We start from the raw sequence: 25,425 nt of genomic DNA on the forward strand, positions 1-25,425 counted from the left end.
ACAATGTTCAACAGGGACTGCCGGGTGTGTTCGTCGATCATCGACGCGATCTTGATCGCCTTCCCGTCGACGGTCGAATCGAACTGAAAGTCCATAGCCCACACCACTTTCGGTGCATCGGCTTCGACCTGAGGGCAGGAGCTGATGCCGGCGCGTTTGCGTGGGTGATAGATCCGAACCTGCAGACCCTCCTCCTTCCAGAGCCGGTGCACCTTCTTCTTGTTCACCGACAAGCCCTGATCGTGCCTCAGATGCGCCCAGGCGCGACGGAAGCCGTGCAGCGGATGCGTGCGTGCGTATGTCCGCAACGCGACCCTCATAGCCGCGTCGGGATCCGCGGGCGTTTCGGCGATCGGTGTTCGTGCGTAGGTGGAGCGGGCAAGCCCAACAGCTTTGCACGCCAGTCGTTTCGACACACTCATGGTGTTCACGAGCATGTCGACGGCGCGGCGCTTGGCAGCTGGGCTCAGAATTTTCCCTTCGCTACCTCCCGCAGCGCATCCTTCTCCAGCTCGGCCTCGGCGAGCAACCGTTTGAGCTTGCCGTTCTGCTCGCGCAACTCCTTGAGTTCCTTCGCGGCATCGGTGTCCATCCCGCCGTACTGACGCCGCCAGTTGTACAACGTCGCCGCCGACACCTCGAGCTCCGCCGCGATCTCCTCCTGCGTCTTGCCCGCAGCGGTCAGCTCATCAGCACGGCGCAGCTTGCGCACGATGTCCTCGGCAGAGTTGCGTTTCCGTCCAGCCATGTTCTCCATCGTCCTATCCGCCCAGCTCATGGGCAACAAGACTCTAAAACGAGATGGCCCCGTTCACTGGGGACACGCCAGCAGCACTGCCGAACTGGACGTGCGGGCCTCCGCGCTCGTTAACGATCTTGCCGATCTTGAGACGACGAGTCACGAACTCACAAGCCAAGCGGTTCAAGTACACCGCGTCGTCGTCACGGTCAGTGCCATCAAGGATCTCGTTGATTCCGTGGCACGCGCTGTAGAAGCGATCTAGGAGCATCAACTCTTTTAGCGGCACTCGTCGAAGAGTTCGCACGAATCGATCGTCGTTCGTGGTTGGGGCCTTACTCGAAATGTCCGCGCCGGTGTCGTAGGTGAGCAGGTGAACCTCACGGAACGGTGTGGCGCGAAGTGCATCGCGCACGCGCTCGTTCAACAGCAAAGATGCCGAATATCTTTGCGCATTGAAATCGAGTCGGAACCAGTCGAGGACGATGAGGTTGATGTGCTGAAACTCTGTGTAGTCGTAGTTCAGTCCCGATTTTCCCTCGATGGTTTCAGCCAGGACAGCGTGGAAATCAGACCGCGTAGGGGGATGCTCGACAAGCACGACCGGCAGGTTCTCGTGCTTGACGTTTCCGTCCTTGTCGGTCACCTTCGCGGTGGTGGCCTGCAGGCGGTCAACATCATCTCGGTGACGGTGGCGCGCACCCTCCCACAGCGACTCCAAGTAACCGGGCATCATGTGCACCCGAGCGTGGGATCCGTCCGGGAACATCTGCGTGATCTCGACACCGAACGGTTCCGTGTCCGCGTTGGACCGCAGCGCAAAGTCGGGACGCTCCTGCTCATCGATTTCGTCGAAGTCGTCGGGCCGATATACGAACTCCAAGATGATGCGCTCATGCGCACGTTTCCGTTCAGCGCTCGTCATACCCGCGAAGAGTTCATCTTCAGTTCCCACGCGTGGACCGTAGCGCACGTGGCTTCTCTAACTGCGATGAAAGTGGGAGAGTCCGCATTCGGCACAGTCGCGGCACATAGCGGGGGTCAATCGAACCAAAGCAAGTAGGTCGCCAAGTTGCTGAGCTGCGAAAATCATGGTGGGCGCAGAGGGGTTCGAACCCCCGACCGCTGGTGTGTAAAACCAGAGCTCTACCGCTGAGCTATACGCCCGAGTACCGGTGGCCTGGGGACAACCCCGGGCCACCGGAACGCTTGGAGAAATTTATCGTGTCTGATCTCTAACTACAATTCCGCAGGTCAACTCACCTGAGCGAGTGCCTCCGCCCACGAAGAACTGTCGCGAGCCTCGCCGGGTCCGTTCATTTCGGCGAACCTGATGATTCCGGATTTGTCGACCACGAAGGTTCCACGATTGGCGAATCCTGCTGCGTCGTTGAAGACTCCGTAGGCCTGAGCAACCTCACCGTGTGGCCAGAAGTCCGACAGCAGCGGAAAGGTGTAACCCTGTTCTGCAGCCCAGATCTTGTGGGTAGGAGGCGGTCCCACCGAGATTGCCAACACCGCAGTGTCGTCGTTCTCGAAGGTCGGTAGCTCGTCGCGTACTTTGCACAGCTCGCCCTGGCACGTGCCTGTGAAGGCCAGTGGATAGAACACGAGCAGAACGTTTTTCACGTCCCTGTACGACGACAACGTGACCAGTTGGTTGTTCTGGTCTTTGAGGGTGAAGTCGGGCGCAACCGCGCCAACCTCGATCGGCATCTAGAACCGTCTTCCTGTGTCGAGCATCGGCCTACCGCTTGGTGGCAGGGGTCTTGGGCTGAACCAATCGACTTCCGATCCAGTCACCGAGGTTTGCCGCAGAGGTCTGCGTCAATCCTGCGGTCGGGGCGGACTCGGCAATCTCACTGGGTTCGACATGACCGGACATGCCGGTCTTGGGACTGAGGACCCACACGATGCCATCGTCCGAGAGCGGACCGATCGCATCCATGAGTGCGTCGACCAGGTCACCGTCTCCGTCGCGCCACCACAGCAGTACAACGTCGATCACCTCGTCGGAATCCTCGTCGAGGGTCTCGCCACCGATCGCATCTTCTACGTCGGCGCGTAGATCATCGTCGGTGTCCTCGTCCCAGCCCAGCTCCTGTACGACCATGTCGCGAGTGATGCCAAGTTTCTGAGCGTAGTTCTGAGCGTCCGCCGCGGCGACCACGGTGGTGACCTCCTTGAATTGTGGGTGCAGTAGTCAAAGCGAACAGTGTTGAAGCCGTTCGCGCAAGCTGACCGCGCCGAAATTGCGTACATAAATTTCTACTGGTGGGTATCGGACCTCTGTACTACCAGAACCGGCAAGATGCGGCAGGATTGGGGAGGAATCACGAGAACGAGGAAAGTAGACCGCCGTCACAGGGGCGGGTCTACCGGGACCGGGCGCCACACCGAGCGTCCGCCACATTGAGGAGTGCACACGTTGTCCGAAGTGAACAGCGGCGAACGGCAGAACACATCGTCTGCAGGAAAAAAGGGCTCGGACGGCCGGGTCCGCGTCATCCGCGAGGGTGTCGCGTCGTACCTGCCCGATATCGACAACGACGAGACGAACGAATGGATCGAATCGTTCGACGGCTTGTTGGAGAGGTCCGGCCCCAACCGCGCTCGCTACCTGATGCTCAGGTTGCTCGAGCGCGCCGGTGAGCGCCGCGTAGCGCTGCCGTCGCTGACGTCGACGGATTACGTCAACACCATTCCCACCGAGAACGAGCCGTGGTTCCCAGGCGACGAGTCGATGGAACGCCGCTACCGCGCCTGGATCCGCTGGAATGCCGCGATCATGGTGCACCGCGCGCAGCGTCCCGGCGTCGGCGTCGGCGGCCACATCTCGACCTACGCGTCCTCCGCAGCGCTCTACGAGGTGGGCTTCAACCACTTCTTCCGCGGCAAGGACCACCCGGGCGGCGGCGACCACATCTTCATCCAGGGTCACGCCTCCCCCGGCATCTACGCCCGCGCCTTCCTCGAAGGCCGCATTCCGGCCGAGCGCATGGACGGCTTCCGTCAGGAGGCCAGCCACGTGAACGAGGGCGGCGGACTGCCGTCGTACCCGCACCCACGCCTCATGCAGGATTTCTGGGAGTTCCCGACGGTGTCGATGGGTCTCGGCCCGATGAACGCCATCTACCAGGCCCGCTTCAACCACTACCTCAACGACCGCGGCATCAAGGACACCACCGATCAGCACGTGTGGGCGTACCTCGGCGACGGCGAGATGGACGAGCCGGAATCGCGTGGACTCGCGCACGTGGCCGCCACCGAGGGCCTCGACAACCTCACGTTCGTCGTGAACTGCAACCTGCAGCGCCTCGACGGCCCGGTCCGCGGCAACGGCAAGATCATCCAGGAACTGGAGTCGTTCTTCCGCGGTGCCGGCTGGAACGTCATCAAGGTCGTCTGGGGCCGCGAGTGGGACTCGCTGCTGCACAAGGACCGCGACGGCGCACTGGTGAATCTCATGAACACCACGCCCGACGGCGACTTCCAGACCTACAAGGCCAACGACGGCAGCTACGTCCGCGATCACTTCTTCGGCCGCGATCCGCGCACCAAGGAGCTCGTGAAGGATCTGTCCGACGACGAGATCTGGAACCTCAAGCGCGGTGGCCACGACTACCGCAAGGTGCACGCTGCCTACGCCGCCGCGATGTCGCACAAGGGCCAGCCGACGGTCATCCTGGCGCACACCATCAAGGGCTACACCCTCGGCAAGCACTTCGAGGGCCGTAACGCCACGCACCAGATGAAGAAGCTGACGCTCGACGATCTCAAGACGTTCCGCGATCTCCAGCACATCCCGATCTCGGACGAGGAGCTCGAGAAGGATCCGTACATGCCGCCGTACTACCACCCCGGCCCGGATGCTCCCGAGATCCAGTACATGCTCGATCGTCGCAGCAAGCTCGGCGGATTCGTTCCCGAGCGCCGCGTCGACGTCAAGCCACTGCCGCAGCCCGGCGACGACACGTACAAGACGCTGCGCAAGGGCTCCGGCAAGCAGGAAGTCGCCACCACGATGGCGCTCGTGCGCGTCATGAAGGAGCTGTTGCGAGACAAGGAGATCGGCCACCGAATCGTGCCGATCATTCCCGACGAGGCCCGTACGTTCGGTATGGACTCGTGGTTCCCGTCGCTGAAGATCTACAACCGCAACGGCCAGCTGTACACCTCGGTGGACTCGGAGCTGATGCTCGCCTACAAGGAGAGCTCGGTCGGCCAGATCCTGCACGAGGGCATCAACGAGGCCGGTTCGACGTCGTCGTTCACCGCAGTCGGCACCTCGTACGCCACACACGGCGAGGTCATGATTCCGCTGTACATCTTCTACTCGATGTTCGGATTCCAGCGCACCGGCGACGGTCTCTGGGCAGCGGCCGATCAGATGGCTCGCGGATTCGTGCTCGGAGCGACCGCCGGGCGTACCACCCTCACCGGTGAGGGTCTGCAGCACGCAGACGGTCATTCGCTGCTCTTGGCGTCGACCAACCCGGCGGCCGTGGCCTACGACCCGGCGTTCTCGTACGAGATCGCGCACATCGTCAAGGACGGTCTGCGACGGATGTACGGCGGCACCGAAGGTGTCGAGGGCTTCGGCGGCGAGAACATCTTCTACTACATCACCCTCTACAACGAGCCGTACGTGCAGCCGGCCGAGCCGGAGAACCTCGACGTCGAGGGTCTGCTCAAGGGCATCTACCGGTTCGCAGAGCCGCAGGAGGGCGACGGACCCGAGGCGCAGCTGTTGGCGTCGGGCGTCGGCATGGTCTCGGCCCGCAAGGCTCGTGAGCTGCTGTTCGAGGAGTGGGGCGTGCGTTCGGCCGTGTGGTCCGTCACCTCGTGGGGCGAACTGCGCCGTGACGGCGTCGACGCCGAGAAGGAGTCGCTGCGCAATCCCGGTGCGGACAAGCGCGTTCCGTTCGTCACCTCGGCCCTGGCCGACGCCAACGGTCCCGTCATCGCATCCTCGGATTGGATGCGTGCGGTTCCGGACCAGATCCGTCAGTGGGTTCCGGGTGATTACGTCACCCTCGGCACCGACGGCTTCGGGTTCTCCGATACCCGTCCGGCCGCGCGTCGGGTGTTCAACGTCGACGCCGAGTCGATCGTCGTCGCCACGTTGTCCGCCCTCGCCGCATCCGGTGAGATCGACAAGTCCAAGGCCGTCGAGGCCGCGGAGAAGTACAAGATCGACGACGTCACCGCGGCTCCGACCTCGTTCGCCGATACCGGTTCCGCGTAGGTTCAGCCTTGATCGCCCGGCCCCCGTCCCACGTCGCGAAGTACGTCCATCGCGATAGGGGCGGGGGTCGGGCGTAGGTTCTCCTTATGTCCGATGCGAAGCCCGGTTCACCGGACGGTGCGTCCGCACGCGATGTGTCCCGACGCGACGCCTACCGTGAGGCGTTGCGTGAATCGTTGACCTCGGACAACGAAGTGCACCTTCCGGTCGCCTCATTGGCACCCTCGCGCCAGAAGCGCGATCCCCTGCCCGATGCCCTGCTGCGTCGCGTCAAGCAGTTCTCCGGCCGACTCTCGACCGAGGCCGTGACGACGATGCAGGGCCAACTGCCGTTCTTCGGTGATCTCGACGCAGCCCAACGCGCGAGCGTGCAGTTGTTGATTCAGACAGCCGTCGACAACTTCCTCGAGTGGCTGAAGAACCCCAACAGCGATATTCGCTTCTCGCTCGATGCCTTCCAGGTCATTCCGCAGGACCTTGCCCGACGCCTCACGCTGCGCCAGACCGTGGACATGGTGCGGGTGGCGATGGAGTTCTTCGAGCAGTGGCTCCCGGCGCTGGCCCGCAACGATCAGCAGTTGGTGGCCCTGACCGAGGCCGTGCTGAGATACGGGCGCGAGCTCGGTTTCGCTGCGGCGTCGGTCTACGCCAGCGCCGCCGAATCACGCGGAGCGTGGGACACCCGCCTGGAAGCCCTCGTGGTCGACGCCGTGGTTCGCGGAGACACCGGCTCGGACATGCTCTCGCGTGCCGCCACGTTGAATTGGGACGCCACCGCGCCCGCCACGGTGTTGGTCGGCACTCCCCCGGACGATCGGGGCGTCTCGGTGGTCGGAACCGTGCATGCCGTGGCGCAGAAACACGGCCGCGCCGCACTGGCCGTCGTGCAGGGGACCCGGCTGGTGATGGTGGTCAGCGGTCAACTCGACGACACTGCCACGCACCGCACGTTCATCGACGACATGCTGCAGAACTTCTCGGACGGACCGGTCGTCATCGGCCCGACCACTCGCACCCTCGGCGCGGCGCACTCGAGCGCGGTGGAGGCATTCGCCGGGATGCAGGCCGTGGCGGGCTGGCGGGGCGCGCCGCGTCCGGTGCACGCCGGCGAGTTGTTGCCCGAACGCGCACTGCTCAACGACGGCGCAGCGATATCGGCGCTGAACGATCACGTGGTCGTCCCGTTGGCGGCGGCAGGTTCGGGATTGGCCGACACCCTCGATGCGTATCTCGACTGTGGTGGAGCCGTCGAAACCTGCGCACGGCAGCTGTTTGTTCATCCAAATACCGTCCGGTATCGGCTCAAGCGCATCGCCGAGGTCACCGGTCGCGACCCCACCCACCCGCGGGATGCGTACGTCCTCAGGGTTGCGGCAACGGTAGGTAGGTTGGCTCGAACGCATCACGAACCGGCACATCCTGCCCCATATGTCACACAGGTCACATTCGGTGAAGTAGTTACGTAACGCCGAACCACCCTCCGGCGATAGCGGTTCCCCACGAGGCAATTTGTAGGGTTCCCACAAATTGCTTGTCGAGAGTTCATCGAGCGCGACATCACCCATTCGGCACCCGACGGTGTTCTCTTAACCCTGTGATTGCGTTGCTTGCGCCCGGTCAGGGCTCCCAGACTCCCGGCATGCTGTTGCCTTGGCTCGAATTGCCGGGTGCAGCAGACCGACTCGCATTGTGGTCGAAGGCCTCCGGTCTCGATCTCGTCCGTCTCGGTACCACTGCCACCGCCGAGGAGATCACCGATACCGCGGTGACCCAGCCCCTGGTCGTGGCGTCCGCCTTGCTCGCATTCGAAGAGATCGCATCGCGCGGCCTGTTCCCCGAAGACACCATCGTCGCCGGACACTCGGTGGGCGAACTCGCTGCGGCCGCCATCGCAGGCGTCATCTCCTCCGACGACGCAGTCTCGCTCGCCGCGGTCCGCGGCGCAGCAATGGCCAAGGCATGCGTACTCGAACCGACCGGCATGTCCGCCGTGCTCGGCGGCGACGAAGCTGCCGTACTGGCCCGCCTGGACGAGCTGGACCTCGCTCCGGCCAACGTCAATGCTGCAGGTCAGATCGTCGCAGCCGGACTGCTCACCAAGCTGGCCGAGTTGGCAGAGAGCGCGCCCGAAAAGGCTCGGGTTCGTGCACTGCCGGTCGCGGGCGCATTTCACACCAAGTACATGGCGTCCGCGGGCGACACCGTTGCCGCAGCCGCTACCGCCATCACCCCGTCGGAGCCCACGCGGACGCTGCTGTCCAACTCCGACGGTCAGCCGGTCGCCTCGGGTGCCGACGCCCTGAACAAGCTCGCTGCCCAGGTCACTCGCCCCGTGCGATGGGATCTGTGCAACGCCTACCTGCGTAATGCGCAGGTCACCGGACTTGTGGAACTGCCCCCGGCAGGCGCACTGGTCGGCATCGCCAAACGCGAACTGCGCGGCGTTGCCAATCTCGGCCTGAAGACACCGGCGGACATTTCCGCAATGGCCGAGCTCGGTTAGCTCGGCCCACACACTCCGCAGTCACGACACTGCGGATCGCACTTCCACTCCCCGAGTGGCAGAAATGCACAATCGCGTCTCGAAGCACATGACTTCGGCGTTCTACACAGAAGAGAAGGGAGCCACAACAGTGGCCAGCCAGGAAGACCTCATCGCCGGACTTGCAGAGATCATCGAGGAGGTCACGGGCATCGAACCGTCCGAGGTGACCATCGAGAAGTCCTTCGTGGACGACCTCGACATCGACTCGCTCTCCATGGTCGAGATCGCAGTGCAGACCGAGGACAAGTACGGCGTGAAGATCCCCGACGAGGACCTCGCAGGTCTGCGTACCGTCGGCGACGCCGTCAACTACATCCAGAAGCTCGAAGCGGAGAACCCCGAAGCCGCAGAAGCTATCAAGGCCAAGCTCGACGACTCCGCGAGCGAGTGACACGGCCCATGACCAACCCATCCACCGCCAACGGACGCTTCCCCAGTGTCGTCGTCACCAGCCTCGCTGCGACCACGTCACTCGCGGGTGACGTCGATGCCACGTGGAAGGGTCTGCTGAACGGCGACAGCGGAATCGGCACTCTGGAAGACGATTTCGTCGCCGAGTACGACCTGCCCGTGCGGATCGGCGGACACCTCGCGGTGAACCCGCAGAGTCTGCTCTCGCGGGTCGAAATCCGTCGCCTGAGCTACGTGGAGCAGTTGTCCACGGTGCTCGGTCGTGAGGTCTGGAAGAACGCCGGCTCCCCCGACGTCGATCCCCTTCGCCTCGGCGTGTCGATCGGCACCGGCCTCGGTGGCGGCGATTCTCTGATCGACGCCAACGACAAGATGAAGGCCGGCGGCTACCGCAAGGTGTCTCCGCTCGCAGTTCAGATGGTCATGCCCAACGGCCCCGCAGCGGTCGTCGGCCTCGAGCTCAAAGCACAGGCCGGTGTCATCACACCCGTCTCCGCCTGCTCCTCGGGATCGGAAGCCATCGCTCACGCGTGGCGGATGATCGTGATGGGTGACGCGGACATGGTCGTCACCGGCGGCGTCGAGGGATACATCGATGCGGTTCCGATCGCCAGCTTCTCCATGATGCGGGCGATGAGCACCAACAACGACAATCCGAAGGGTGCGTCACGGCCGTTCGACAAGGATCGTGACGGCTTCGTCTTCGGTGAAGCGGGTGCGCTCATGGTCATCGAGACCGAGGAGCACGCCAAGGCACGCGGTGCAACGATCCACGCCCGCCTGCTCGGTGCCGGAATCACCTCCGACGGGTTCCACCTCGTGGCCCCCGACCCGGAGGGCAAGGGTGCCGCGCGTGCGATGCAGCGCGCCATCGAGACCGCAGGCCTGCAGAAGTCCGACATCACCCATGTGAACGCACACGCAACGGCAACTCCCATCGGAGACACCGCCGAAGCGCTGGCGATCAACAAGGCCGTCGGAAATCACGCAGCGGTGTACGCACCGAAATCCGCTCTCGGCCACTCGATCGGTGCCGTCGGTGCCCTCGAGTCGGTTCTGACGGTGCTGGCAGTGCGTGAGGGAATCATCCCTCCCACACTGAATTTGGAGAATCAGGATCCCGAAATCGATCTCGACGTCGTCAAGGGCGAGCCCCGCGTCGGACAGATCGACTACGCGATCAACAACTCGTTCGGATTCGGTGGGCACAACGTAGCGCTCGCCTTCGGAAAGGCGTGATGCACTGAGTCGTCTCCTCGACTCAGCGAATCTCGCTCTCGCAGTGCATGATCCGGACCGGGGCCGTTCCCAGGGAACGGTTCCGGTTCGGGCCTCGCCCCCTCAGGGGCCCTGAAGAAGGACAAGCGATGACTATTCTGGCCCCTGTCACACGATCCGGTACCTCCACCGATCCCCGCGATCCACTCGCCCGCCTCGAGAATCTGTTCGACGCCGGAACCACTGTGCCGCTGCATAATCGAGACAAATCCGGCATCCTCGCAGCGTCCGGTGAGATCGACGGCGTCCACACCATCGCTTATTGCTCCGACGCCACCGTCATGGGCGGTGCCATGGGTGTCGACGGGTGCAAGCACATCGTCGCCGCCATCGACACGGCCATCGAGCAGCGCGCTCCGATCGTCGGCGTCTGGCACTCCGGAGGCGCTCGCCTCGCCGAGGGCGTCGAAGCTCTCCACGCCGTCGGGCTCGTCTTCGAGGCCATGGTCCGAGCGTCCGGCCTCGTCCCCCAAGTTTCCGTCGTCCTCGGCTTCGCAGCCGGCGGCGCCGCCTACGGTCCTGCGTTGACCGACGTCGTCATCATGGCTCCCGAGGGACGCGTGTTCGTCACCGGACCCGACGTCGTCCGCAGCGTCACCGGTGAGCAGGTCGACATGGCCTCGCTCGGCGGCCCCGACACACACCACAAGAAGTCCGGCGTATGCCACATCGTCGCCGACAGCGAGATGGACGCCTTCACCCGCGCCCGCCGTCTGGTGTCCATGTTCTGCGAGCAGGGCGAATTCGACATCGCCGCCGCCGAGCACGGAGACACCGACCTCCGGGCCCTGATGCCCGAATCCAACCGTCGCGCATACGACGTCCACCCGATCATTCACGAACTGCTGGACAACGTCGAAGGCGAATCGACCTTCGAGGAGTTCCAAGGCGGCTGGGCCCGCAGCATCGTGATCGGCCTCGGACGCATCAGCGGCCGTACCGTCGGCGTCATCGCCAACAACCCCATTCGCCTCGGCGGTTGCCTCAACTCCGAAAGCGCCGAGAAGGCAGCCCGTTTCGTGCGCCTGTGCGACGCATTCGGCATCCCTCTCATCGTGGTCGTCGACGTTCCCGGATACCTGCCCGGCGTCAGCATGGAATGGGAAGGTGTCGTCCGCCGCGGAGCAAAGCTGTTGCACGCCTTCGCCGAAGCCACGGTCCCCCGCGTCACGCTGGTGACGCGCAAGATCTACGGCGGCGCATACATCGCGATGAACGCACGCGCACTCGGTGCCACCGCGGTCTACGCCTGGCCCGGCTCCGAGGTCGCCGTGATGGGTGCCAAAGCCGCCGTCGGCATCCTGCACAAGAAGGCCCTCGCCGCAGCTCCCGAGGAGGAGCGTGAGGCACTGCACGATCGCCTGACTGTCGAGCACGAGAGCATCGCCGGTGGCGTCGAGCGTGCCGTGGCCATCGGCGTCGTCGACGAGGTCATCGAGCCGAGCAAGACTCGCAGCACGGTCGCCAAGGCACTCGCGGCTGCCCCCGCTGCGCGCGGCAACCACAAGAACATTCCGCTCTGATCGACCGGCTTCGCTTGCGGCCCTGACCCAGCACCCAGCCCCGTCCTCCCCCGGCCGCGTGAATGGACCCTTGCAGCGCCCAGACGCATGTAGTGGTCCATTCACGGTGGCTCAATGCGGGTTTCAGTCGCTCAGACTGCAACAAAGCCACATTGATCCACGGCGGGCGGCCGAACTACAGCGTCAGTTCTCGATCCACTTGTGATCGTGAGCCAGTCGCAGCATCGCTGATCGGATGTCGAGAATCTGCGCTGCCGTCACGGTTCCGTTGGCCGTCAGGAGTGCCTCGGTCACTTCGGCAGTGAAGTCCGCCTCGGACAGCACGTCGCAGATGACGTCCTCGAGTGGCTGGTGTTCGCCGGCCGGAACGTCGTGGAACGGCACATCTGGCTTGCGTCGGGTGACCAGGGCGGTCGATGCCGGACCGTCGATGATCTGCACCTGAGTGGCCTTAAGGCCACGATCGCCGTCGACGGCAACGTATTCGACGCGAACCCCCGGTGCCAGCAGTCGCTTGTCGAAGTCCAGATCGTTGACGTGAATGAACACGTCCTCGCCGCCCTCGTCCGGCGCTACGAATCCGTACCCCTTGAACTCGTCGAATCGAATAACTTTTCCGGTCGACAACATCGAACTCACCACTCCACGGTCGTTCCCACATGCCTACCCCAGGCACGTTCGCGAAACTACCGCGACAGCGGATCCCCAGCAACTCTCGTATCTAGCCGACGTTGCGGCTCAACCACGTCACTTCGGCTCCGGCACCACCGGTGCGGAACGGCTCGAGAGCGGCGTCCCAGTCCGAGCCGAGAGCGTGCTCCACGGCCGCGGTGAGGTTGCCCTGATTGTTCTCCATCAGGGCGCGCAGTCGCATTTCGCCGAGGACCACGTCACCGTTCGCGCTCGTCGATCCGCGCCACAGTCCCAGACCTGGAACGTGCGAGAACCGTTCGCCGTCGACGCCTTCGCTGGGATCCTCGGTCACCTCGAAACGCAGCATCTGCCACGAGCGCAAGATGCCGGCGAGGGTCGCCCCGGTGCCGACCGGGCCGATCCAATCGGTGGTAGCGCGCAGCTGCCCGTCGGAGGCCGGCTGCGCAGACCACTTCAAATTCGCACGGCAATCGAGGGCGTCGGACAACGCCCATTCGACATGCGGGCACAACGCAGCGGGCGACGAGTGGATGTACACGACACCCGACGTCGCTTCTGCGAATTGATTCGATCCACGCATTGCACTACCTCCAGCTTCGACGAGGGACGTCTTCCCCAACGACCTCGACATGCTTCGGCTGGCTGCAGTGAATCAACACGTATGTGTACTAGTGTGCCCCGAGTTACCCCTGTTGCGCCAGTGCAATCTGTGAACGGTCGATATTCAGCCTGCCAGGACGGCGTCGGACAGTTCGGGCCACAGGGGTTTTGCCCAATCTCCGAAGGCCCGGTCGGTCAACACCACGCACGCGGTCCGCACGGCCGGATCCACCCACAGGAACGTCCCGGCCTGACCGAAGTGACCGAACGTGGCCGACGAGTTGGCGCTTCCGGTCCAATGCGGGGTCTTCTCTCCACGTAGCTCGAACCCGAGCCCCCAGTCGCAGGGTCTGTGCGATCCGTACCCGGGCACGATCCCGTTCAGACCGGGAAACTGCACGTCTGTCGCGGACAACAGTGTCTGCGACGCCAGGAGCGTGGGCTGCAACAGCTCCGCCGCAAATGTCTTCAGGTCCGCCAAGGTGGAGCTGGCACCGTGGCCTGCCGATCCCGGCAGCGCGGTGTTCGTCATCTGCAATGGTCGGCACACGGCCTCGTCGAGGTAATCGGGGAAGGCGATGCCCGCCTCGGTTTCGATCAGTTCGGCCAGCACCTCGAACCCGGCGCTCGAATAGATCCGCTTGGTGCCGGCCGGTGCCTGAACTGTGCGTTCCCCGAACGCCAACCCCGACGCGTGCGCCAGCAGATGCCGAACCGTCGACCCTTCCGGCCCTGCGGGTTGATCCAGTTCGATCGCACCTTCCTCGACGGCGACGAGGACCGCGTATGCACTGAGCAGTTTGGTGACCGAGGCGAGCTCGTATACGCGATCGGTGTCGCCGACCTCCTCACGAACCCCGGAGTCGGTGACGACTGCGGCACTGACATGGTCGACGGGCCAGGAGGACGTGAGATCGAGGGTGGTCACGATTCACGAGCCTAATTGTCGGTCGATGACGGTGCCCCGGTCCCCCGTCGGGCTACGCTCGCAGCACATGAGTGGGAGGAATGCGATGTCGGTTGTGTATGGATCGTGCAATTTGTGCGAAGCGATCTGTGGTCTCGAGTTCACGGTGGAGAACGACGCGGTGACGTCCATCCGCGGTGACGAGAAGGATCCTCTCTCGCGCGGCCACATCTGCCCGAAGGCTCTGTCGCTGATCGATCTGCACGCCGATACCGATCGACTCACCACGCCGGTCAAACGTGTGGGTGAGAAGTGGGAGAAGATCGGCTGGGACGAGGCATACGACCTCGTGATCGACGGTCTGATCTCGACGCGTGAGAAGTACGGCCGCAATGCCGTCGGCATCTATCAGGGCAACCCCAACGTGCATTCGATGGGTGCGATGACCCATGGCATTCCCTTCACTTCGCTGCTCCGGACGCGCAATCGATACTCCGCCACCTCGCTGGATCAACTCCCGCATCAGCTCGTCGATCACCTGCTGTACGGGCATCAATTGCTGCTGCCGATCCCGGACATCGACCGAACCGACTTCTTCCTGGTCCTCGGCGGCAATCCGATGGCGTCGAACGGCAGCATGATGACCGTCCCCGATTTCGCCAAGAGAGCGCGGGCATTGCGCAAACGGGGCGGACGGCTGGTCGTGGTCGATCCACGAAAGACCGAGACCGCGGATATCGCGGACACACACTTCTTCGTCCGCCCCGGCACCGACGCACTGCTGCTGCTCGCGATGATCCACATCATCGTCGCCGACGGCAACGTGCGCGTGGCCGACTACATCGACGGTGCCGATCGGCTCGCCGATCTCGTCGCCGAATTCACACCGGAATCCGTCGCTCCGGTCGTCGGGATTGCTGCGGAAGAGATCTACGCCCTGGCACGTGATTTCGCCTCGGCGAAGTCCGCGGTGGCATACGGCCGAATGGGGGTCTCGACTCAGCAGTTCGGCACCGTGTGCCAGTGGGCGATTCAGGTACTGAACATCATCACGGGCAATCTCGACCGCCCCGGCGGTGCCATGGTGACCGATCCCGCGATCGATCTGATCAAGCAGGGCATCGTCGGCCGCGGCCATTTCGACAAGTGGCGCAGTCGCGTTCGCGACCTGCCCGAGTTCGCGGGCGAATACCCCTGTTCGACGCTGGTCGACGAGATCACCACCGAGGGCAAGGACCAGATCCGCGCGATGGCTGTCCTGTCCGGTAACCCGGTGTTGTCGATGCCCGGCGGCACCACCCTGAACGACGCGTTCGCCGGTCTCGACTTCATGGTGTCGTTCGACTTCTACATCAACGAGACCTCGCGTCACGCACACGTGATTCTGCCGCCGACGATGTCTCTCGAACGTGACCACTACGATCTGATCTTCAACTCCTTCGCGGTACACAACACCGCCAAGTACATGCCGGCGATCCTGCCCAAGCAGGCTGGAGCAAAGCATGATTGGGAGATCTTCCGAGATCTGTCGCTCCGCTACAAGAGCCGGATGGCCGGCTCGACGGTCGGTCGACTGAAGTCACGATTGACTCCGAAGAGCGTGATCAGCGAAGCGCGCCTGCGACTGTCCCCCGCTCGCACCCTGGACATCCTGCTCCGCAGTCAACGAAAAGGGTTGTCGCTCAGAAAGCTTCGAGCCAACCCACACGGTGTCGATCTCGGACCGTTGCGCCCCGGCTTCCCGCAGAAGCTGAAGACGCGGGACAAGCGCGTACAGCTGATACAGGACATCGTCGTCACCGAACTTCCCGCGCTGGTGGATCTGATGCGCTCCAGTGCAGTACCGAGCGGCGACGAGTTGTTGATGATCGGCCGACGACACCTGCGTAGCAACAACTCGTGGATGCACAACACCGCCCGGCTCACCAAAGGCAAAGCACGGCACCACCTTCTGGCCCACCCGGACGATCTTGCGCATCGCGGCATCGAGGACGGGGCGATGGTATCGGTGACTTCTGCCGCGGGAACCGTCGACATCGAGGTGGCGGCATCGGAGAAGATGATGCCGGGTGTGGTGAGCATGCCGCACGGCTTCGGGCATCAGCGCCCCGGCGTGGAGTTGTCGGTTGCCACGACGGTGACGGGTCCCAGTGTCAACGACATCACCGACCCCAACCGCGTCGACGCCGTCTCGGCCAACGCGATCCTCAACGGGGTTCCGGTGCAGGTCCGAGCGAAATAGCGCCCCGATGCACCGTCGAGGCGACGGGATTCTGTACGATTCTGCAGGCTCGTACCTGGTACGGGCATGGGGCGGTAGCTCAGTCGGTTAGAGCCGTGGACTCATAATCCATTGGTCGCGGGTTCGAGCCCCGCCCGCCCCACCACGGTGCCGAGAGCCGAACCCTGATGTCCGTGCCGATTCATCGATACCTCAGCGCCATTGCGGACGTGGGATGTCCTCGATTGCGGGCAGGCTGACCGCATGCGATATTCGAGTGCGACACCACGACGAGTGGATGGAGCGCACAAGTGACTGCTGAGAAGTCTTCCTCGTCGGCGTCCGACCACCCACCGACGTGGAAGTTCGACTACCCGGTCGTTCACGCCGAAACTCGGGCACAGTGGCGAACCTGGCTGGCGGACAATCACACCTCGACCCGAGGCGTGTGGCTGTGTTCGTGGCGCAATACCACCGATCGACCACGCTGCCCCTACCCCGAAGCCGTCGAGGAAGCCATCTGCTTCGGTTGGATCGACTCCACGAACACCGTCTTCGACAACGAGCGCAGCCTGCAACTCTTCACGCCGCGCAGGCCCAAGAGCCAGTGGACCCGTCTGAACCGGAAACGCGCCGCCGATATGGAGGACCGCGGCCTCATGACCGACGCAGGTCGCCGTGCCATCGCTGCCGCGAAATCCAACGGCTGGTGGACGATTGCCGATCAGGTCGAGGACCTCCAGGAACCACTTGAGCTGACAACGGCGCTGGACAGAGATCCGAACGCTCGGAGCACCTGGGACGGCTTTCCGCCCAGTGCCCGCAAGCAGATGCTGTGGTGGGTCGTCAGCGCCGTGCGAGACGACACTCGCGCAACTCGAATCGCACACGTCGTCGCCGAGGCCGCCGCCGGTCGACGAGCCCGCGGCTGAGGGCGGCTACAGCGGTCAGATCAGCGCTGCTCTTCGGTACAGCCGCGACCAATACACCAGCAGCACAGCAGCATTCGTCCCGAACCACAGCCACGTCACGAATGCCGCCAGGACACCGGTGACGAAGAAGCCCAGTACCAATGCCACGACCCAGGCGAGAACATAGGCCACAATCGTGACGACAGCCGCCACTGCGCACCGCCCCGGGAACTGCCGGACCGTAGCCCACGCTGCGCGGAACGGATGTCGTTGGTTGTCGGCCGCGGCCGGAAGTATCAGCAGCGCAACCAGAATCACGATGGCCGGGAGCAGCGGGAAAACTACTGCCAACGCAACGGCCACCCCGGTCAGCACTACGCACCACACCAAGACGCGCGGACGTCGCCGTGCCCGGCTCAGCGCGTCGATCGCAGTGCCGTCCACCACGTCGAGTGCCGTCGATGCGGTGATCCACAGGGCGAGTACCAGTGCCGCGGCGGAGGCCGCAACCAATCCCGCGAATCCCAGGGAGAACGTGGGTACGGGATCCCCCACCACAGTCAGCGCCTGAATCAGAGCGGACACGACCACCACGAGAGCCAGAACCGCACTCCCTTTCACGGCGCACCGACCGTCGAATTGCGGTCGAGCACGTCCTGTACGGATCCCGAATAGAGAACGTCCGTGCCGACCTTCACCTCGACGGTGCTCGCGTCGTCCGACGTCGCCGAACCGGTGATCGCCTCGTTGTCGGTTGTCTCCCCGGCACATTCGATGTCGGCTCCGGCACCCGAGCACACCGGCGCGACCAGTATCTCGATTCCCTTCTCCAACAGCACGTCGTTGACGGCATAGCGCAGATTTCCGAGCTCGGCACCGCCGACCGGGGCGAGCGCTGCAGTCTGCGAGCATCCCGCGCAGACCATCACCGCGAATACGGCGAGAATCTTTCTGCGCAATCCGTTCATCGGCCCTGCCTCGTCTCGTAGGCGATCAGTCGCGCATGCTCGTCCAGGTGTTGTTGTTCGAGGGCGGCGTCGGTGATGCTGCTCAGATCGAACGGTGCCGGAAGGAGCAATTCGGTGTTGCGGTCCAGGCGCGACCCTCGACGCATCAGTGGATTCTCGGCCCAGTCGTTGGCCGCCAATTCACGGCTGCGCGACGCCAGATCCAGGTACCCTCCGCTGTTTCCGGGCGTGACCGGAGACGCGTGATCGAGCACAGTCGTGAACAGCGACAGGGTCCCGTCCCGGTTGTCGACGATCTCGACCACCTGCTGCTGTTGAGGAAAGTCGATGCACGACGCAGTCGTGATCTCCCAGAATCCGCGTCCGTCTCGCGAGTGCGCCAAAATCTGGTTCTGGTGGGTGTGGCCGTTGAGCCAGCCGATCACCACCGGATACTTCAACAGAAGATCGACGAACTCGTCCGCGCCGTAGAGCTTCACCGACTGCCCTGGCCTCTGTGCTCGGTTCTCCAATGTCAGGCTGTTGTGGTGCGTGTAGATGAGCACCAACTTGTTCTCGGCCTGCGCTCGCTCCAATTGCCCGGTGAGCCAATCGAATTGATTTCCCGGCACCGCACCGTCGGGCCCGGCGACAGCGTTGCAGGTGTCGAGACCGAACGTGCGGATGTTCGGGGTGGGGTCTGCCACCCACCACGTCTCGCCGGAGTCGAGATTGTGCTGGGTGAAGCCGTGACCGATCGGTCCCGGCGTCGGAGTGGTCTCGAAGTGCTCCTGCATGAACTCGCGTTGTTCGAACAGGTAGCGCGACGGATCGGCCGACACCGCCCGAAACCCCGGTCGCGCACCGGCTCCTACGCCCAACGCGTCGGCCATTCGCTGTAGCGGACTGGCCGTCGACGCATAGCCGGCCAGAGCCGAGGTGGCTGTCGCTTCGAGCGTGTACGCCTTGCGACCCCCGACGGCCAGCGCATGCAGCTGCGAGGACAGGTCGAACGTGCCGAGCAACAGGGTGTCGTGATTGCCGTACACCGAGTACCACGGCACCGGCAGCCCCACCGATTCCACGGTGCCCGACATCGCCTGCTCGAGGAGGTCGGGAAGCGTCGGGAATCCGTAGTCGCCGAACGACCCTCCCGACGGATCGCCCGGCCGATAGGCCCACTGCGCCTCCGGCCAGGCCTGAACACCCTCGAAGACGTCCGCGGAGCCGCTCGTCGGCCGAACCGGAACACCGTCGAGAACATCTATGTACCAGCGTAATTCGAGGTGCGAATGCATGTCGGCACTGTCCCCGGTGACCACGGCTGCCCCCATCGGAGCGCCGGTGACCGGGCTGATCCGCGCGTCCGCGAAGGCCTTCACCATCGCCGCGGTGACGTGCACCGTGAGCGGATCCTGCGGATGGAACGCCGAACCCCACGCGGCGTGGTCGGAGACGATCATGGGCTCGATCCGGCCGGGCGATTGCGCGTCGATGACATGCATGTCCGACAGGTGGCCGAGGTAGAGCAACGAGCGCCGTGACTGCACCCGCGACGCATCGGGCGCTCGTCCGAGAACGTCGAGGCGCGCGACGTACGGCTCCCCCGGCCCGGCAGCGAGCACCCGGTACTGCCCCGGCCCGTTCGCGGTTCGCAGAATCGTCTGCGCCAGCGTTCCGGTCCCGCCCGCTTCCACAGGCTGGGCGTGCGCAACGAGAGCCTGACCCAGCACGTGGGGCGCGATTCCCCACGCCGCGGCGAGAGCCCCTACTCGAGCGATGAATTGTCGACGCGACAGCCCAGCCATGGAACTCCCCGGATCCTCGAGAACGGCACCACGTGCGCCTCGCATCCGACGAGGTGACTGCCTATTTTTACAGGGTGTACGGCAGCCAGGCTCGATTTCGGATCGTTCAGGGCACCACGGTGACCGGCCAGCGGCCGGCTTTGACCAACCGCACCGCCACCGAACCGGCGATTCGATGGCCGGCATTCTCGGATGCGCCCACCACAACGGCGTCGGTGCGCAGTTGTTCTGCCACGGCGATCAGCCCGTTGTACGGGTCACCCTGCGCGGTGCGGAACTCCCACCGAACGTGCTCCCGGTCCCCGAATCGAGCAGCAGAGGTGCGGACGTAGTCGAGAAGTTCGTCGGCGATCTGCTGACCGGTCTCGACGAGTGAGATGCCGGCCTGGCCCCAGGAAGCGGTCGCAATGGGCTGCACGTACACCAGCACCAACAGTGACCTCTGCCGGCGAGCAAGGCCTGCGGCGTAGGCGGCGGCGCGCCAGGACGAATCGGACCCGTCGACGCCGACCACGATCGATTTCGGTCCGTCGTGGCCGTACTCGAACCCGGTGGACTCCTGCGCATCGCTCACGACCTGAGGCTACTGCCGGTACCCGCCGATTCGAACACCCCATACCGTGGCGGTACGGTTGGTTCACTTCGAGTGCTGGTCGCTCGAACATACTTATTGGACGGGAGTAGCAAGTGAACGACGTCTCGCAGCACGACGGCCCGTCGACGGATCCGGCTACAGTGTTCGCCGCTCTGGCCGACATCGTGTACCGAGGCAGCAGCGCCGAAGAGATCTACACCGCGATCTGCAATGCCGCTGTGCTGATCGTTCCGCACTGTGATCACGCGAGCCTGATGCTGATGCGCCACGGAAAGCCCGTCACGGTCGCGGCGTCGGACGACATCGCTCGTGTCGTCGACGACATCGAGCGCGCCACCGGCGAAGGCCCGTGCCTGGACGCGATCACCAGCGAGGCAGCACAGCTCGAGGCCGACTTCCGAACTCCCACCCAGTGGCCCGCGATGGCTCGCGGTGTGTTGAACCGCACGCCGGTGCGAGGAGCCATGGGATTCCGGCTCAACGTGGACGAGCAGAAGGTGGGCGCGCTCAACCTGTTCACCGACAAGCCGGGCGTGTTCGACACCGACAGCGCGAGCAAGGCGATCATTCTGACGGCGTTCACCGCAGTCACTGTTGCTGCGGTCATGAACGGTCAGGAAGCGTCGACTCTGCGTGACGGACTCGAGAGCAATCGGGAGATCGGCAAGGCGATCGGCCTGATCATGGCTCTGCACGATGTGTCCGGCGACGAGGCTTTCGCTCTGCTGCGTAAGTCCTCTCAGGACCTCAACGTCAAGATCGCCGACCTCGCAGCAACTGTCGTCGATCGGCACAGCAAGGGCTTGACCACCTGATCGGTGCGCTGCCTACACCTTCTTCGGTAGCGCGAACACCAGTGCCAGCGCCACCACACTGAACGCAGCACTGACGGCCATGGCCATCGCCGCGCCGTGCAGAAAGCCGGAACCGACAGTGTCGGGACCGGTGATGTTCAGAGATCCGAACAGCACGCTGCCGATGACGGCGATACCGATCGCCGAGCCGACGCGCTGCATGGTGGAGATGACTCCGCTGGCGGCTCCCGCGTCGTCGCGATCGACGGTCGCGACGATGAACTGGGCGTTCGGTGCTATGAACGCACCGTTGCCCAGACCCGCGATGAACAGTGGAACCAACAGCGTCCAGTGCGAGATCGTGTCGGCAGAGCTGGTCGCGAGGATGACCCACAGCCAGATCAGCCCGATCGAGACGAGAGACGCGCCGAGTATCAGAACGGTGCGACCGAGTCGGATCGTCAGCCTGTTGCTCTGCGAGGCCGCGATGATGCTGCCGATCGCGAACGGTATCGACACCAGTCCCGACGCCAGTGCCGTGTTACCGAGCCCGGTCTGCCACAGCAGCGAGATGGTGAAGAAAATGCTGGTGAAGGCGGCGAAATAGACGAGCGCGAGGATCACACCTCCGGTGAACGCCGGACGGGTGAACAATCGAGGTGGCACCAACGGATTCTGTCCGCGGCCGGTCCGAATCACTTCCCACCAGCCGAACAGCGCGATGAGGCCCAGTCCTGCGGCGATCGTCAGGTAGGTCCACGTGGGCCAGCCCAATTCCTGGCCCTCGATCAGCGGAACGAGCAGTGCGATGAGACCTGCTGAGATGAGTACCAGTCCGAGCCAGTCGATTCCGGGGCGGGCCGCCGGCTCGGCATCGGTCTTGCTCGGGAGCAGCACTGCAGCCGCAACGAGACCGACGATTCCGATCGGCAGGTTGACCCAGAAGACGAGCCGCCAGCCGTTCTCCTCGCCGAAGGCCTGGATGATCAGGCCGCCGACGATGGGTCCGAGTGCGGTCGACACTCCGATGACCGCCCCCATGATGGCAAATGCCTTACCGCGCACCGGCCCCGGGAACAACAGCTGGATGAAGGCGGTGACTGCGGGCACGAACATGCCGCCCGCCAAGCCCTGAACGACTCGCGCGACGACCAGTTGCAGATCGTCCTGAGCCAGCCCGCAGGCGAAGCTCGCGACGGTGAAGAGAGCGAGGCCGGTGAAGAACACCCATTTGTGGCCGATGCGATCGCCCACCTTGCCCGCCGGTATGAGTGCCAATCCGAAGGCGAGTGCGTACCCCGAGATGATCCACGACAGAATCGATTCCGACGCGTCCAACGTGGTGCTGATCGTCGGTAGTGCCACGTTGACGATGGTGGTGTCCAGCAGGGCCATGAACATGCCCAGCAGCAGAACCACGAGCGCTTTCCAGGCACGTGTGGGTACCTCTGTCGCTGGTGGAGTTGCAGAGGCAATGCCGTCGGTCACTGTGCTGCCCTTCGTCGTAGTCGCTGAGCAGTGTCGACCAGCCGCTGTCGGGTTGTCAGCCGATCATTGCCGTAGCGGCGAACACCCACGAGAGTCCTGAGGCCAGCACCACGAACGCGGAGGCGACGATCCGGCCACCCCACTGCGTCTCCACGAGAGAAGTCTCCGCCAGAGCCGTCTCCGAGAGCGCTTTCGCACCTGCCGTATTCGTCGGCGTCATGATCCACTTCCCACCCTGCATCCGCGACCCTGGTCATTTCCGGCCGGTGGATACCCTGGGAACCCGTGCCGAAACTAGTTCGCGGCAACAACCACCTCCAGAGCGTCGAGAAAGGGGTGCTGAGAGGCGAGCAGCTTTGCTCTCGCCTGCGCCAGCGGAAACCATTCGACGCGGTCGACCTCGGGAAACGACTTCATGACGCCGGATTTCGGCGGCCATTCGATCTCGAATGTGTTGCTCACCGCATTCGAGACATCCAGATCGGCCTCGACGCCGAATGCAGTGACGATCTTCCCGCCGCGTTGTCTGACGGTGCCGAGGTCGACGGGCTCTCCGGCCGGAACCTCGACCCCGACTTCCTCGCGAAATTCCCGTTGGGCTGCCGTCCAGGAATCTTCACCATCGGTGATCAGCCCTTTGACGATCGACCAGGCTCCGTCGTCCTTGCGGGCCCAGAAAGGTCCGCCGGGATGAGCGATCAACACCTCCGGGCCATCGACACCGACGCGATACAACAGAATTCCTGCGCTCGTTTCGACCATGGCCTCAGCGTGCCACCAATGTGCAGCGCTAACGTCCTCCGCGCCGCCGTGCCTCGAACCCGGCTGGCAGTTATTGTCGACCGATGCAAGAGCGTGCAGCGTCCACCAGGCAGGCCGTACTCGAAGGTGCCGCGACCAGTTTCGAGAAATTCGGTTACGGCACAGCCAGTTTGAGCACTATCATCGCGTATGCCGGGGTCAGCAAAGGCGCGATGTACTTTCATTTCTCCTCCAAGGAGGAGCTGGCCCAGGCTGTCATCGACGCGCAGCTCACGATGGCTGCGACTGCCACCGCCGTCATCGTCGATCGGACGCCGAAAGCGCTCGACGCGTTGATTCTGGTGACCAAAGAGCTGGGCCGTCAGCTGCAGACCGAGTCGATATCGCGAGGCGGCATGAGATTGACCTTGGAGTCGGCCATCGCCGACGGTCCCCACGCGGGGGCGTTCGGCGAGTGGATTGCCAAGATCGGTGATCTGGTCGCGCGTGCCCAGACGGAGGGCGACGTCGTCGACAGCGTCGACGCGATGGCCGCGGGACGGTACATCGTCTCGTTGTTCACCGGCGTGCACACGGTCTCGGAAATGCTCACCGGACGGGCCGATCTCCAGCAGCGGATGACCGAAATGTGGCAGATACTGCTACCCGGCATGGTCCCGCGTCGACGCCTTCCTCGGCTGGTTGCGCTGGCCGAGGCTCCCGTTATCGACTGGAGCGATCGATAGCGGCCAACCACGGTTCGGATGTAGCCGTGACCGATATCGCCGAGAGCACCTCGCCGTCGTTCTCGAACTGAATGCGATGGACGCCGTCCGTGGGATCGGTGTCGACGATCACCGAACACGGGTTGCTCCACTCCGCAAATCCCATGAACCTCACCTCGCACGTGGTGAAGTCCAGCGTCGGGATTCCGGTTGCCATACGCAAAGCCTGCCGGGCCGCTTCGAGCATCGTGACTCCCGGCAGGTACTCGACCGAATGGTCGAACATGGCCAAGTTGCGGGGATCAGGGGCGACGACGATGCTGCCGTCGGATGTGTGGCGTGCCAGCACCACGTCTGACGGGTCGAGGCGTCCCACGGCGGAGGGCGAGACCACCTCGGTTCCGGCCGGCAGGTAACGGAAATGTGGGTCGGCCATGGTCGACTTGCGATGCTGTGAGTACACCTCAGGCCCGATGGTCCGGACGGACGCCGTCCCCGAGGCCACGAGGTGGGTGCCGTTCAGGAGCCGCGCCGACAGCTTCATGCTGTCCATCGACTCGTCGTCGAACCTGACGTCGGTCGCGATCGACTCGGCGACGAGCGAATCGTCGATGTCGTCGACCGACAGCGGATCGAGGATCTCGAAGCGGGAGTGCTCGATGAACACCACGTGATCGAGAGGCACGCCATGATTGACGTGACAGAAGAGGCTGATCGCCTGCCGCAGAGCCTCCGCCACCATCAAGGAGTCGTGGGTCCGACGTACCGGCGCGAACATGCGGTGCGACGTAGGGAACTGCACCGCCGCCCGATGGGTACCGTCGATGGTCTCGTAGTCGGTCAACAGAACGTCGCCCGGTGACCGCCGATGCACCAGGTGACGTGGAACGGTTGCTGCGTAACTCAAACTCATGAAGCCCCTTAACCCGACCGACCCGGTTTTTTATAGCACTCTCGAGCCGTCCGGATCGCCCGTTCAGTATGTCGCGGGTCGCCGACATCCCTCGCATCCGTCGCAGGGATTCATTCATTCGATATACGGCAACAGCGGTCGCGATCTGATAACCGATCCGTACTTGCAGTACCACGTATTCGGTACTTCGTCGGATCGGAGGGTGGCTCCGGTCGGTGCAGCCGGACGCAAAAAATCCCCGCCCAATGGAACCGGACGGGGATTGCGCTCCCCCACCTGGACTCGAACCAGGAACCCTTCGATTAACAGTCGAATGCTCTGCCAATTGAGCTATGGGGGATTACTTCGCGGCGTCACACTCTCGTGCGAGCCGTTGG

26 protein-coding genes and 3 tRNA genes are annotated in these 25,425 nt (G+C 63.9%); 11 read left to right on the forward strand and 18 right to left on the reverse strand.

Features of this window, described 5'->3' with window-relative positions; genetic code table 11:
- From MTX35_RS05270 to MTX35_RS05295, 6 genes are all read right to left on the reverse strand, one after another.
- A partial coding sequence (locus MTX35_RS05270) for an IS3 family transposase (RefSeq protein WP_243593979.1) occupies nt 1-422 on the reverse strand: 422 nt, incomplete at its 3' end.
- Nucleotides 423-466: 44 nt separating this feature from the next.
- Nucleotides 467-778: a transposase gene (locus MTX35_RS05275; RefSeq protein WP_243593980.1), complete on the reverse strand. Its 312-nt coding sequence runs from the start codon at nt 776-778 to the stop codon at nt 467-469.
- A gap of 13 nt (nt 779-791) precedes the next feature.
- Nucleotides 792-1,694: a hypothetical protein gene (locus MTX35_RS05280; RefSeq protein WP_243593981.1), complete on the reverse strand. Its 903-nt coding sequence runs from the start codon at nt 1,692-1,694 to the stop codon at nt 792-794.
- Between the two features lie 137 nt (nt 1,695-1,831).
- Nucleotides 1,832-1,906 (reverse strand) — tRNA-Val (locus MTX35_RS05285).
- Between the two features lie 87 nt (nt 1,907-1,993).
- Nucleotides 1,994-2,455: a peroxiredoxin gene (locus MTX35_RS05290; RefSeq protein ID WP_243593982.1), complete on the reverse strand. Its 462-nt coding sequence runs from the start codon at nt 2,453-2,455 to the stop codon at nt 1,994-1,996.
- Nucleotides 2,456-2,486: 31 nt separating this feature from the next.
- Entirely contained in the window at nt 2,487-2,909 is a 423-nt protein-coding gene (locus tag MTX35_RS05295; protein ID WP_032379129.1) for a DUF3052 domain-containing protein, read from the reverse strand.
- A 258-nt stretch (nt 2,910-3,167) separates the two neighbouring features.
- Between MTX35_RS05295 and aceE the strand changes: the two genes are divergently transcribed.
- The 6 genes from aceE to MTX35_RS05325 all read left to right on the forward strand — a co-directional run bounded on the left by aceE (nt 3,168) and on the right by MTX35_RS05325 (nt 11,744).
- On the forward strand, nt 3,168-5,987 hold the full coding sequence (gene aceE, locus MTX35_RS05300; RefSeq protein ID WP_243593983.1) for a pyruvate dehydrogenase (acetyl-transferring), homodimeric type: 2,820 nt from the start codon (nt 3,168-3,170) through the stop codon (nt 5,985-5,987).
- 86 nt (nt 5,988-6,073) lie between these two features.
- Nucleotides 6,074-7,453 (forward strand): CdaR family transcriptional regulator, encoded by a 1,380-nt coding sequence (locus MTX35_RS05305; protein ID WP_243593984.1) that lies wholly within the window; start codon nt 6,074-6,076, stop codon nt 7,451-7,453.
- Nucleotides 7,454-7,581: 128 nt separating this feature from the next.
- On the forward strand, nt 7,582-8,490 hold the full coding sequence (locus MTX35_RS05310) for an ACP S-malonyltransferase (protein ID WP_243593985.1): 909 nt from the start codon (nt 7,582-7,584) through the stop codon (nt 8,488-8,490).
- Between the two features lie 88 nt (nt 8,491-8,578).
- Nucleotides 8,579-8,923, forward strand: coding sequence for a meromycolate extension acyl carrier protein AcpM (acpM, locus tag MTX35_RS05315; RefSeq protein ID WP_045199610.1), 345 nt, complete (start codon nt 8,579-8,581; stop codon nt 8,921-8,923).
- A gap of 8 nt (nt 8,924-8,931) precedes the next feature.
- Nucleotides 8,932-10,182, forward strand: a complete 1,251-nt coding sequence (locus MTX35_RS05320) for a KasA/KasB family beta-ketoacyl-ACP synthase (protein ID WP_243593986.1) — start codon at nt 8,932-8,934, stop codon at nt 10,180-10,182.
- Between the two features lie 128 nt (nt 10,183-10,310).
- The gene (locus MTX35_RS05325; RefSeq protein WP_243593987.1) at nt 10,311-11,744 is read left to right on the forward strand and encodes an acyl-CoA carboxylase subunit beta; all 1,434 of its coding nucleotides are present in this window, start codon (nt 10,311-10,313) and stop codon (nt 11,742-11,744) included.
- A gap of 183 nt (nt 11,745-11,927) precedes the next feature.
- On the opposite strand, the gene MTX35_RS05330 is transcribed toward MTX35_RS05325, so the two are convergent.
- The 3 genes from MTX35_RS05330 to MTX35_RS05340 all read right to left on the reverse strand — a co-directional run bounded on the left by MTX35_RS05330 (nt 11,928) and on the right by MTX35_RS05340 (nt 13,926).
- Complete coding sequence (locus tag MTX35_RS05330) at nt 11,928-12,374, reverse strand: cold-shock protein (protein WP_243594197.1); 447 nt, start codon at nt 12,372-12,374, stop codon at nt 11,928-11,930.
- Nucleotides 12,375-12,465: 91 nt separating this feature from the next.
- Nucleotides 12,466-12,978: a DUF3145 domain-containing protein gene (locus MTX35_RS05335; protein ID WP_121869542.1), complete on the reverse strand. Its 513-nt coding sequence runs from the start codon at nt 12,976-12,978 to the stop codon at nt 12,466-12,468.
- Nucleotides 12,979-13,122: 144 nt separating this feature from the next.
- The gene (locus MTX35_RS05340) at nt 13,123-13,926 is read right to left on the reverse strand and encodes a serine hydrolase (protein ID WP_243593988.1); all 804 of its coding nucleotides are present in this window, start codon (nt 13,924-13,926) and stop codon (nt 13,123-13,125) included.
- Between the two features lie 85 nt (nt 13,927-14,011).
- Here MTX35_RS05340 and MTX35_RS05345 point away from each other — a divergent pair, with 85 nt between their 5' ends.
- The 3 genes from MTX35_RS05345 (at nt 14,012) to MTX35_RS25960 (ending at nt 17,058) form a co-directional block, all read left to right on the forward strand.
- The gene (locus MTX35_RS05345) at nt 14,012-16,147 is read left to right on the forward strand and encodes a molybdopterin-dependent oxidoreductase (protein WP_243593989.1); all 2,136 of its coding nucleotides are present in this window, start codon (nt 14,012-14,014) and stop codon (nt 16,145-16,147) included.
- Between the two features lie 68 nt (nt 16,148-16,215).
- Nucleotides 16,216-16,292, forward strand: a tRNA-Ile gene (locus MTX35_RS05350).
- 145 nt (nt 16,293-16,437) lie between these two features.
- On the forward strand, nt 16,438-17,058 hold the full coding sequence (locus MTX35_RS25960; RefSeq protein WP_243593990.1) for a YdeI family protein: 621 nt from the start codon (nt 16,438-16,440) through the stop codon (nt 17,056-17,058).
- Between the two features lie 15 nt (nt 17,059-17,073).
- On the opposite strand, the gene MTX35_RS05360 is transcribed toward MTX35_RS25960, so the two are convergent.
- The 4 genes from MTX35_RS05360 to MTX35_RS05375 all read right to left on the reverse strand — a co-directional run bounded on the left by MTX35_RS05360 (nt 17,074) and on the right by MTX35_RS05375 (nt 20,366).
- Nucleotides 17,074-17,658: a hypothetical protein gene (locus MTX35_RS05360; protein ID WP_243593991.1), complete on the reverse strand. Its 585-nt coding sequence runs from the start codon at nt 17,656-17,658 to the stop codon at nt 17,074-17,076.
- Nucleotides 17,655-18,005 carry a hypothetical protein gene (locus MTX35_RS05365; protein ID WP_243593992.1) on the reverse strand — a complete coding sequence of 117 codons (351 nt, stop codon included), beginning with the start codon at nt 18,003-18,005 and terminating at the stop codon, nt 17,655-17,657. The genes MTX35_RS05360 and MTX35_RS05365 overlap by 4 nt, the downstream gene beginning before the upstream one ends.
- The gene (locus MTX35_RS05370; RefSeq protein WP_243593993.1) at nt 18,002-19,792 is read right to left on the reverse strand and encodes a TIGR03767 family metallophosphoesterase; all 1,791 of its coding nucleotides are present in this window, start codon (nt 19,790-19,792) and stop codon (nt 18,002-18,004) included. Before MTX35_RS05370 ends, MTX35_RS05365 begins: the two co-directional genes overlap by 4 nt.
- 106 nt (nt 19,793-19,898) lie before the next feature.
- Nucleotides 19,899-20,366: a universal stress protein gene (locus tag MTX35_RS05375; protein ID WP_243593994.1), complete on the reverse strand. Its 468-nt coding sequence runs from the start codon at nt 20,364-20,366 to the stop codon at nt 19,899-19,901.
- A gap of 113 nt (nt 20,367-20,479) precedes the next feature.
- Between MTX35_RS05375 and MTX35_RS05380 the strand changes: the two genes are divergently transcribed.
- Entirely contained in the window at nt 20,480-21,202 is a 723-nt protein-coding gene (locus MTX35_RS05380; RefSeq protein WP_243593995.1) for a GAF and ANTAR domain-containing protein, read from the forward strand.
- 12 nt (nt 21,203-21,214) lie between these two features.
- Here MTX35_RS05380 and MTX35_RS05385 read toward each other — a convergent pair whose 3' ends face one another.
- The 3 genes from MTX35_RS05385 to MTX35_RS05395 form a co-directional block, all read right to left on the reverse strand.
- Nucleotides 21,215-22,669, reverse strand: coding sequence for a DHA2 family efflux MFS transporter permease subunit (locus tag MTX35_RS05385; protein ID WP_243593996.1), 1,455 nt, complete (start codon nt 22,667-22,669; stop codon nt 21,215-21,217).
- A gap of 55 nt (nt 22,670-22,724) precedes the next feature.
- On the reverse strand, nt 22,725-22,889 hold the full coding sequence (locus tag MTX35_RS05390; RefSeq protein WP_243593997.1) for a hypothetical protein: 165 nt from the start codon (nt 22,887-22,889) through the stop codon (nt 22,725-22,727).
- Nucleotides 22,890-22,963: 74 nt separating this feature from the next.
- Nucleotides 22,964-23,431, reverse strand: a complete 468-nt coding sequence (locus MTX35_RS05395) for an NUDIX domain-containing protein (RefSeq protein WP_243593998.1) — start codon at nt 23,429-23,431, stop codon at nt 22,964-22,966.
- Nucleotides 23,432-23,514: 83 nt separating this feature from the next.
- Between MTX35_RS05395 and MTX35_RS05400 the strand changes: the two genes are divergently transcribed.
- The gene (locus MTX35_RS05400) at nt 23,515-24,156 is read left to right on the forward strand and encodes a ScbR family autoregulator-binding transcription factor (protein ID WP_243593999.1); all 642 of its coding nucleotides are present in this window, start codon (nt 23,515-23,517) and stop codon (nt 24,154-24,156) included.
- On the opposite strand, the gene MTX35_RS05405 is transcribed toward MTX35_RS05400, so the two are convergent.
- Nucleotides 24,134-25,048: an AfsA-related hotdog domain-containing protein gene (locus MTX35_RS05405; RefSeq protein ID WP_243594000.1), complete on the reverse strand. Its 915-nt coding sequence runs from the start codon at nt 25,046-25,048 to the stop codon at nt 24,134-24,136. The two genes, MTX35_RS05400 and MTX35_RS05405, sit on opposite strands and share 23 nt — an antisense overlap.
- 267 nt (nt 25,049-25,315) lie before the next feature.
- A tRNA-Asn gene (locus MTX35_RS05410) sits at nt 25,316-25,388 on the reverse strand.
- Nucleotides 25,389-25,425: the final 37 nt, after the last annotated feature.

The sequence above is a fragment of the Rhodococcus sp. ARC_M12 genome, assembly GCF_022810385.1.
Lineage (GTDB): Bacteria > Actinomycetota > Actinomycetes > Mycobacteriales > Mycobacteriaceae > Rhodococcoides > Rhodococcoides navarretei.

Excerpts from the sequence above, each read along its gene's own strand:
- MTX35_RS05365 (WP_243593992.1), bottom strand. The coding sequence starts at position 18,005 with ATGAACGGATTGCGCAGAAAGATTCTCGCCGTATTCGCGGTGATGGTC.
- MTX35_RS05305 (WP_243593984.1), top strand. The coding sequence starts at position 6,074 with ATGTCCGATGCGAAGCCCGGTTCACCGGACGGTGCGTCCGCACGCGAT.
- acpM (WP_045199610.1), top strand. The coding sequence starts at position 8,579 with ATGACTTCGGCGTTCTACACAGAAGAGAAGGGAGCCACAACAGTGGCC.
- MTX35_RS05275 (WP_243593980.1), bottom strand. The coding sequence starts at position 778 with ATGAGCTGGGCGGATAGGACGATGGAGAACATGGCTGGACGGAAACGC.
- MTX35_RS05395 (WP_243593998.1), bottom strand. The coding sequence starts at position 23,431 with ATGGTCGAAACGAGCGCAGGAATTCTGTTGTATCGCGTCGGTGTCGAT.
- MTX35_RS05345 (WP_243593989.1), top strand. The coding sequence starts at position 14,012 with ATGTCGGTTGTGTATGGATCGTGCAATTTGTGCGAAGCGATCTGTGGT.
- MTX35_RS05335 (WP_121869542.1), bottom strand. The coding sequence starts at position 12,978 with ATGCGTGGATCGAATCAATTCGCAGAAGCGACGTCGGGTGTCGTGTAC.
- MTX35_RS05330 (WP_243594197.1), bottom strand. The coding sequence starts at position 12,374 with ATGTTGTCGACCGGAAAAGTTATTCGATTCGACGAGTTCAAGGGGTAC.
- MTX35_RS05400 (WP_243593999.1), top strand. The coding sequence starts at position 23,515 with ATGCAAGAGCGTGCAGCGTCCACCAGGCAGGCCGTACTCGAAGGTGCC.
- MTX35_RS05325 (WP_243593987.1), top strand. The coding sequence starts at position 10,311 with ATGACTATTCTGGCCCCTGTCACACGATCCGGTACCTCCACCGATCCC.
- MTX35_RS05290 (WP_243593982.1), bottom strand. The coding sequence starts at position 2,455 with ATGCCGATCGAGGTTGGCGCGGTTGCGCCCGACTTCACCCTCAAAGAC.
- MTX35_RS05370 (WP_243593993.1), bottom strand. The coding sequence starts at position 19,792 with ATGGCTGGGCTGTCGCGTCGACAATTCATCGCTCGAGTAGGGGCTCTC.
- MTX35_RS05320 (WP_243593986.1), top strand. The coding sequence starts at position 8,932 with ATGACCAACCCATCCACCGCCAACGGACGCTTCCCCAGTGTCGTCGTC.
- MTX35_RS05390 (WP_243593997.1), bottom strand. The coding sequence starts at position 22,889 with ATGACGCCGACGAATACGGCAGGTGCGAAAGCGCTCTCGGAGACGGCT.
- MTX35_RS05405 (WP_243594000.1), bottom strand. The coding sequence starts at position 25,048 with ATGAGTTTGAGTTACGCAGCAACCGTTCCACGTCACCTGGTGCATCGG.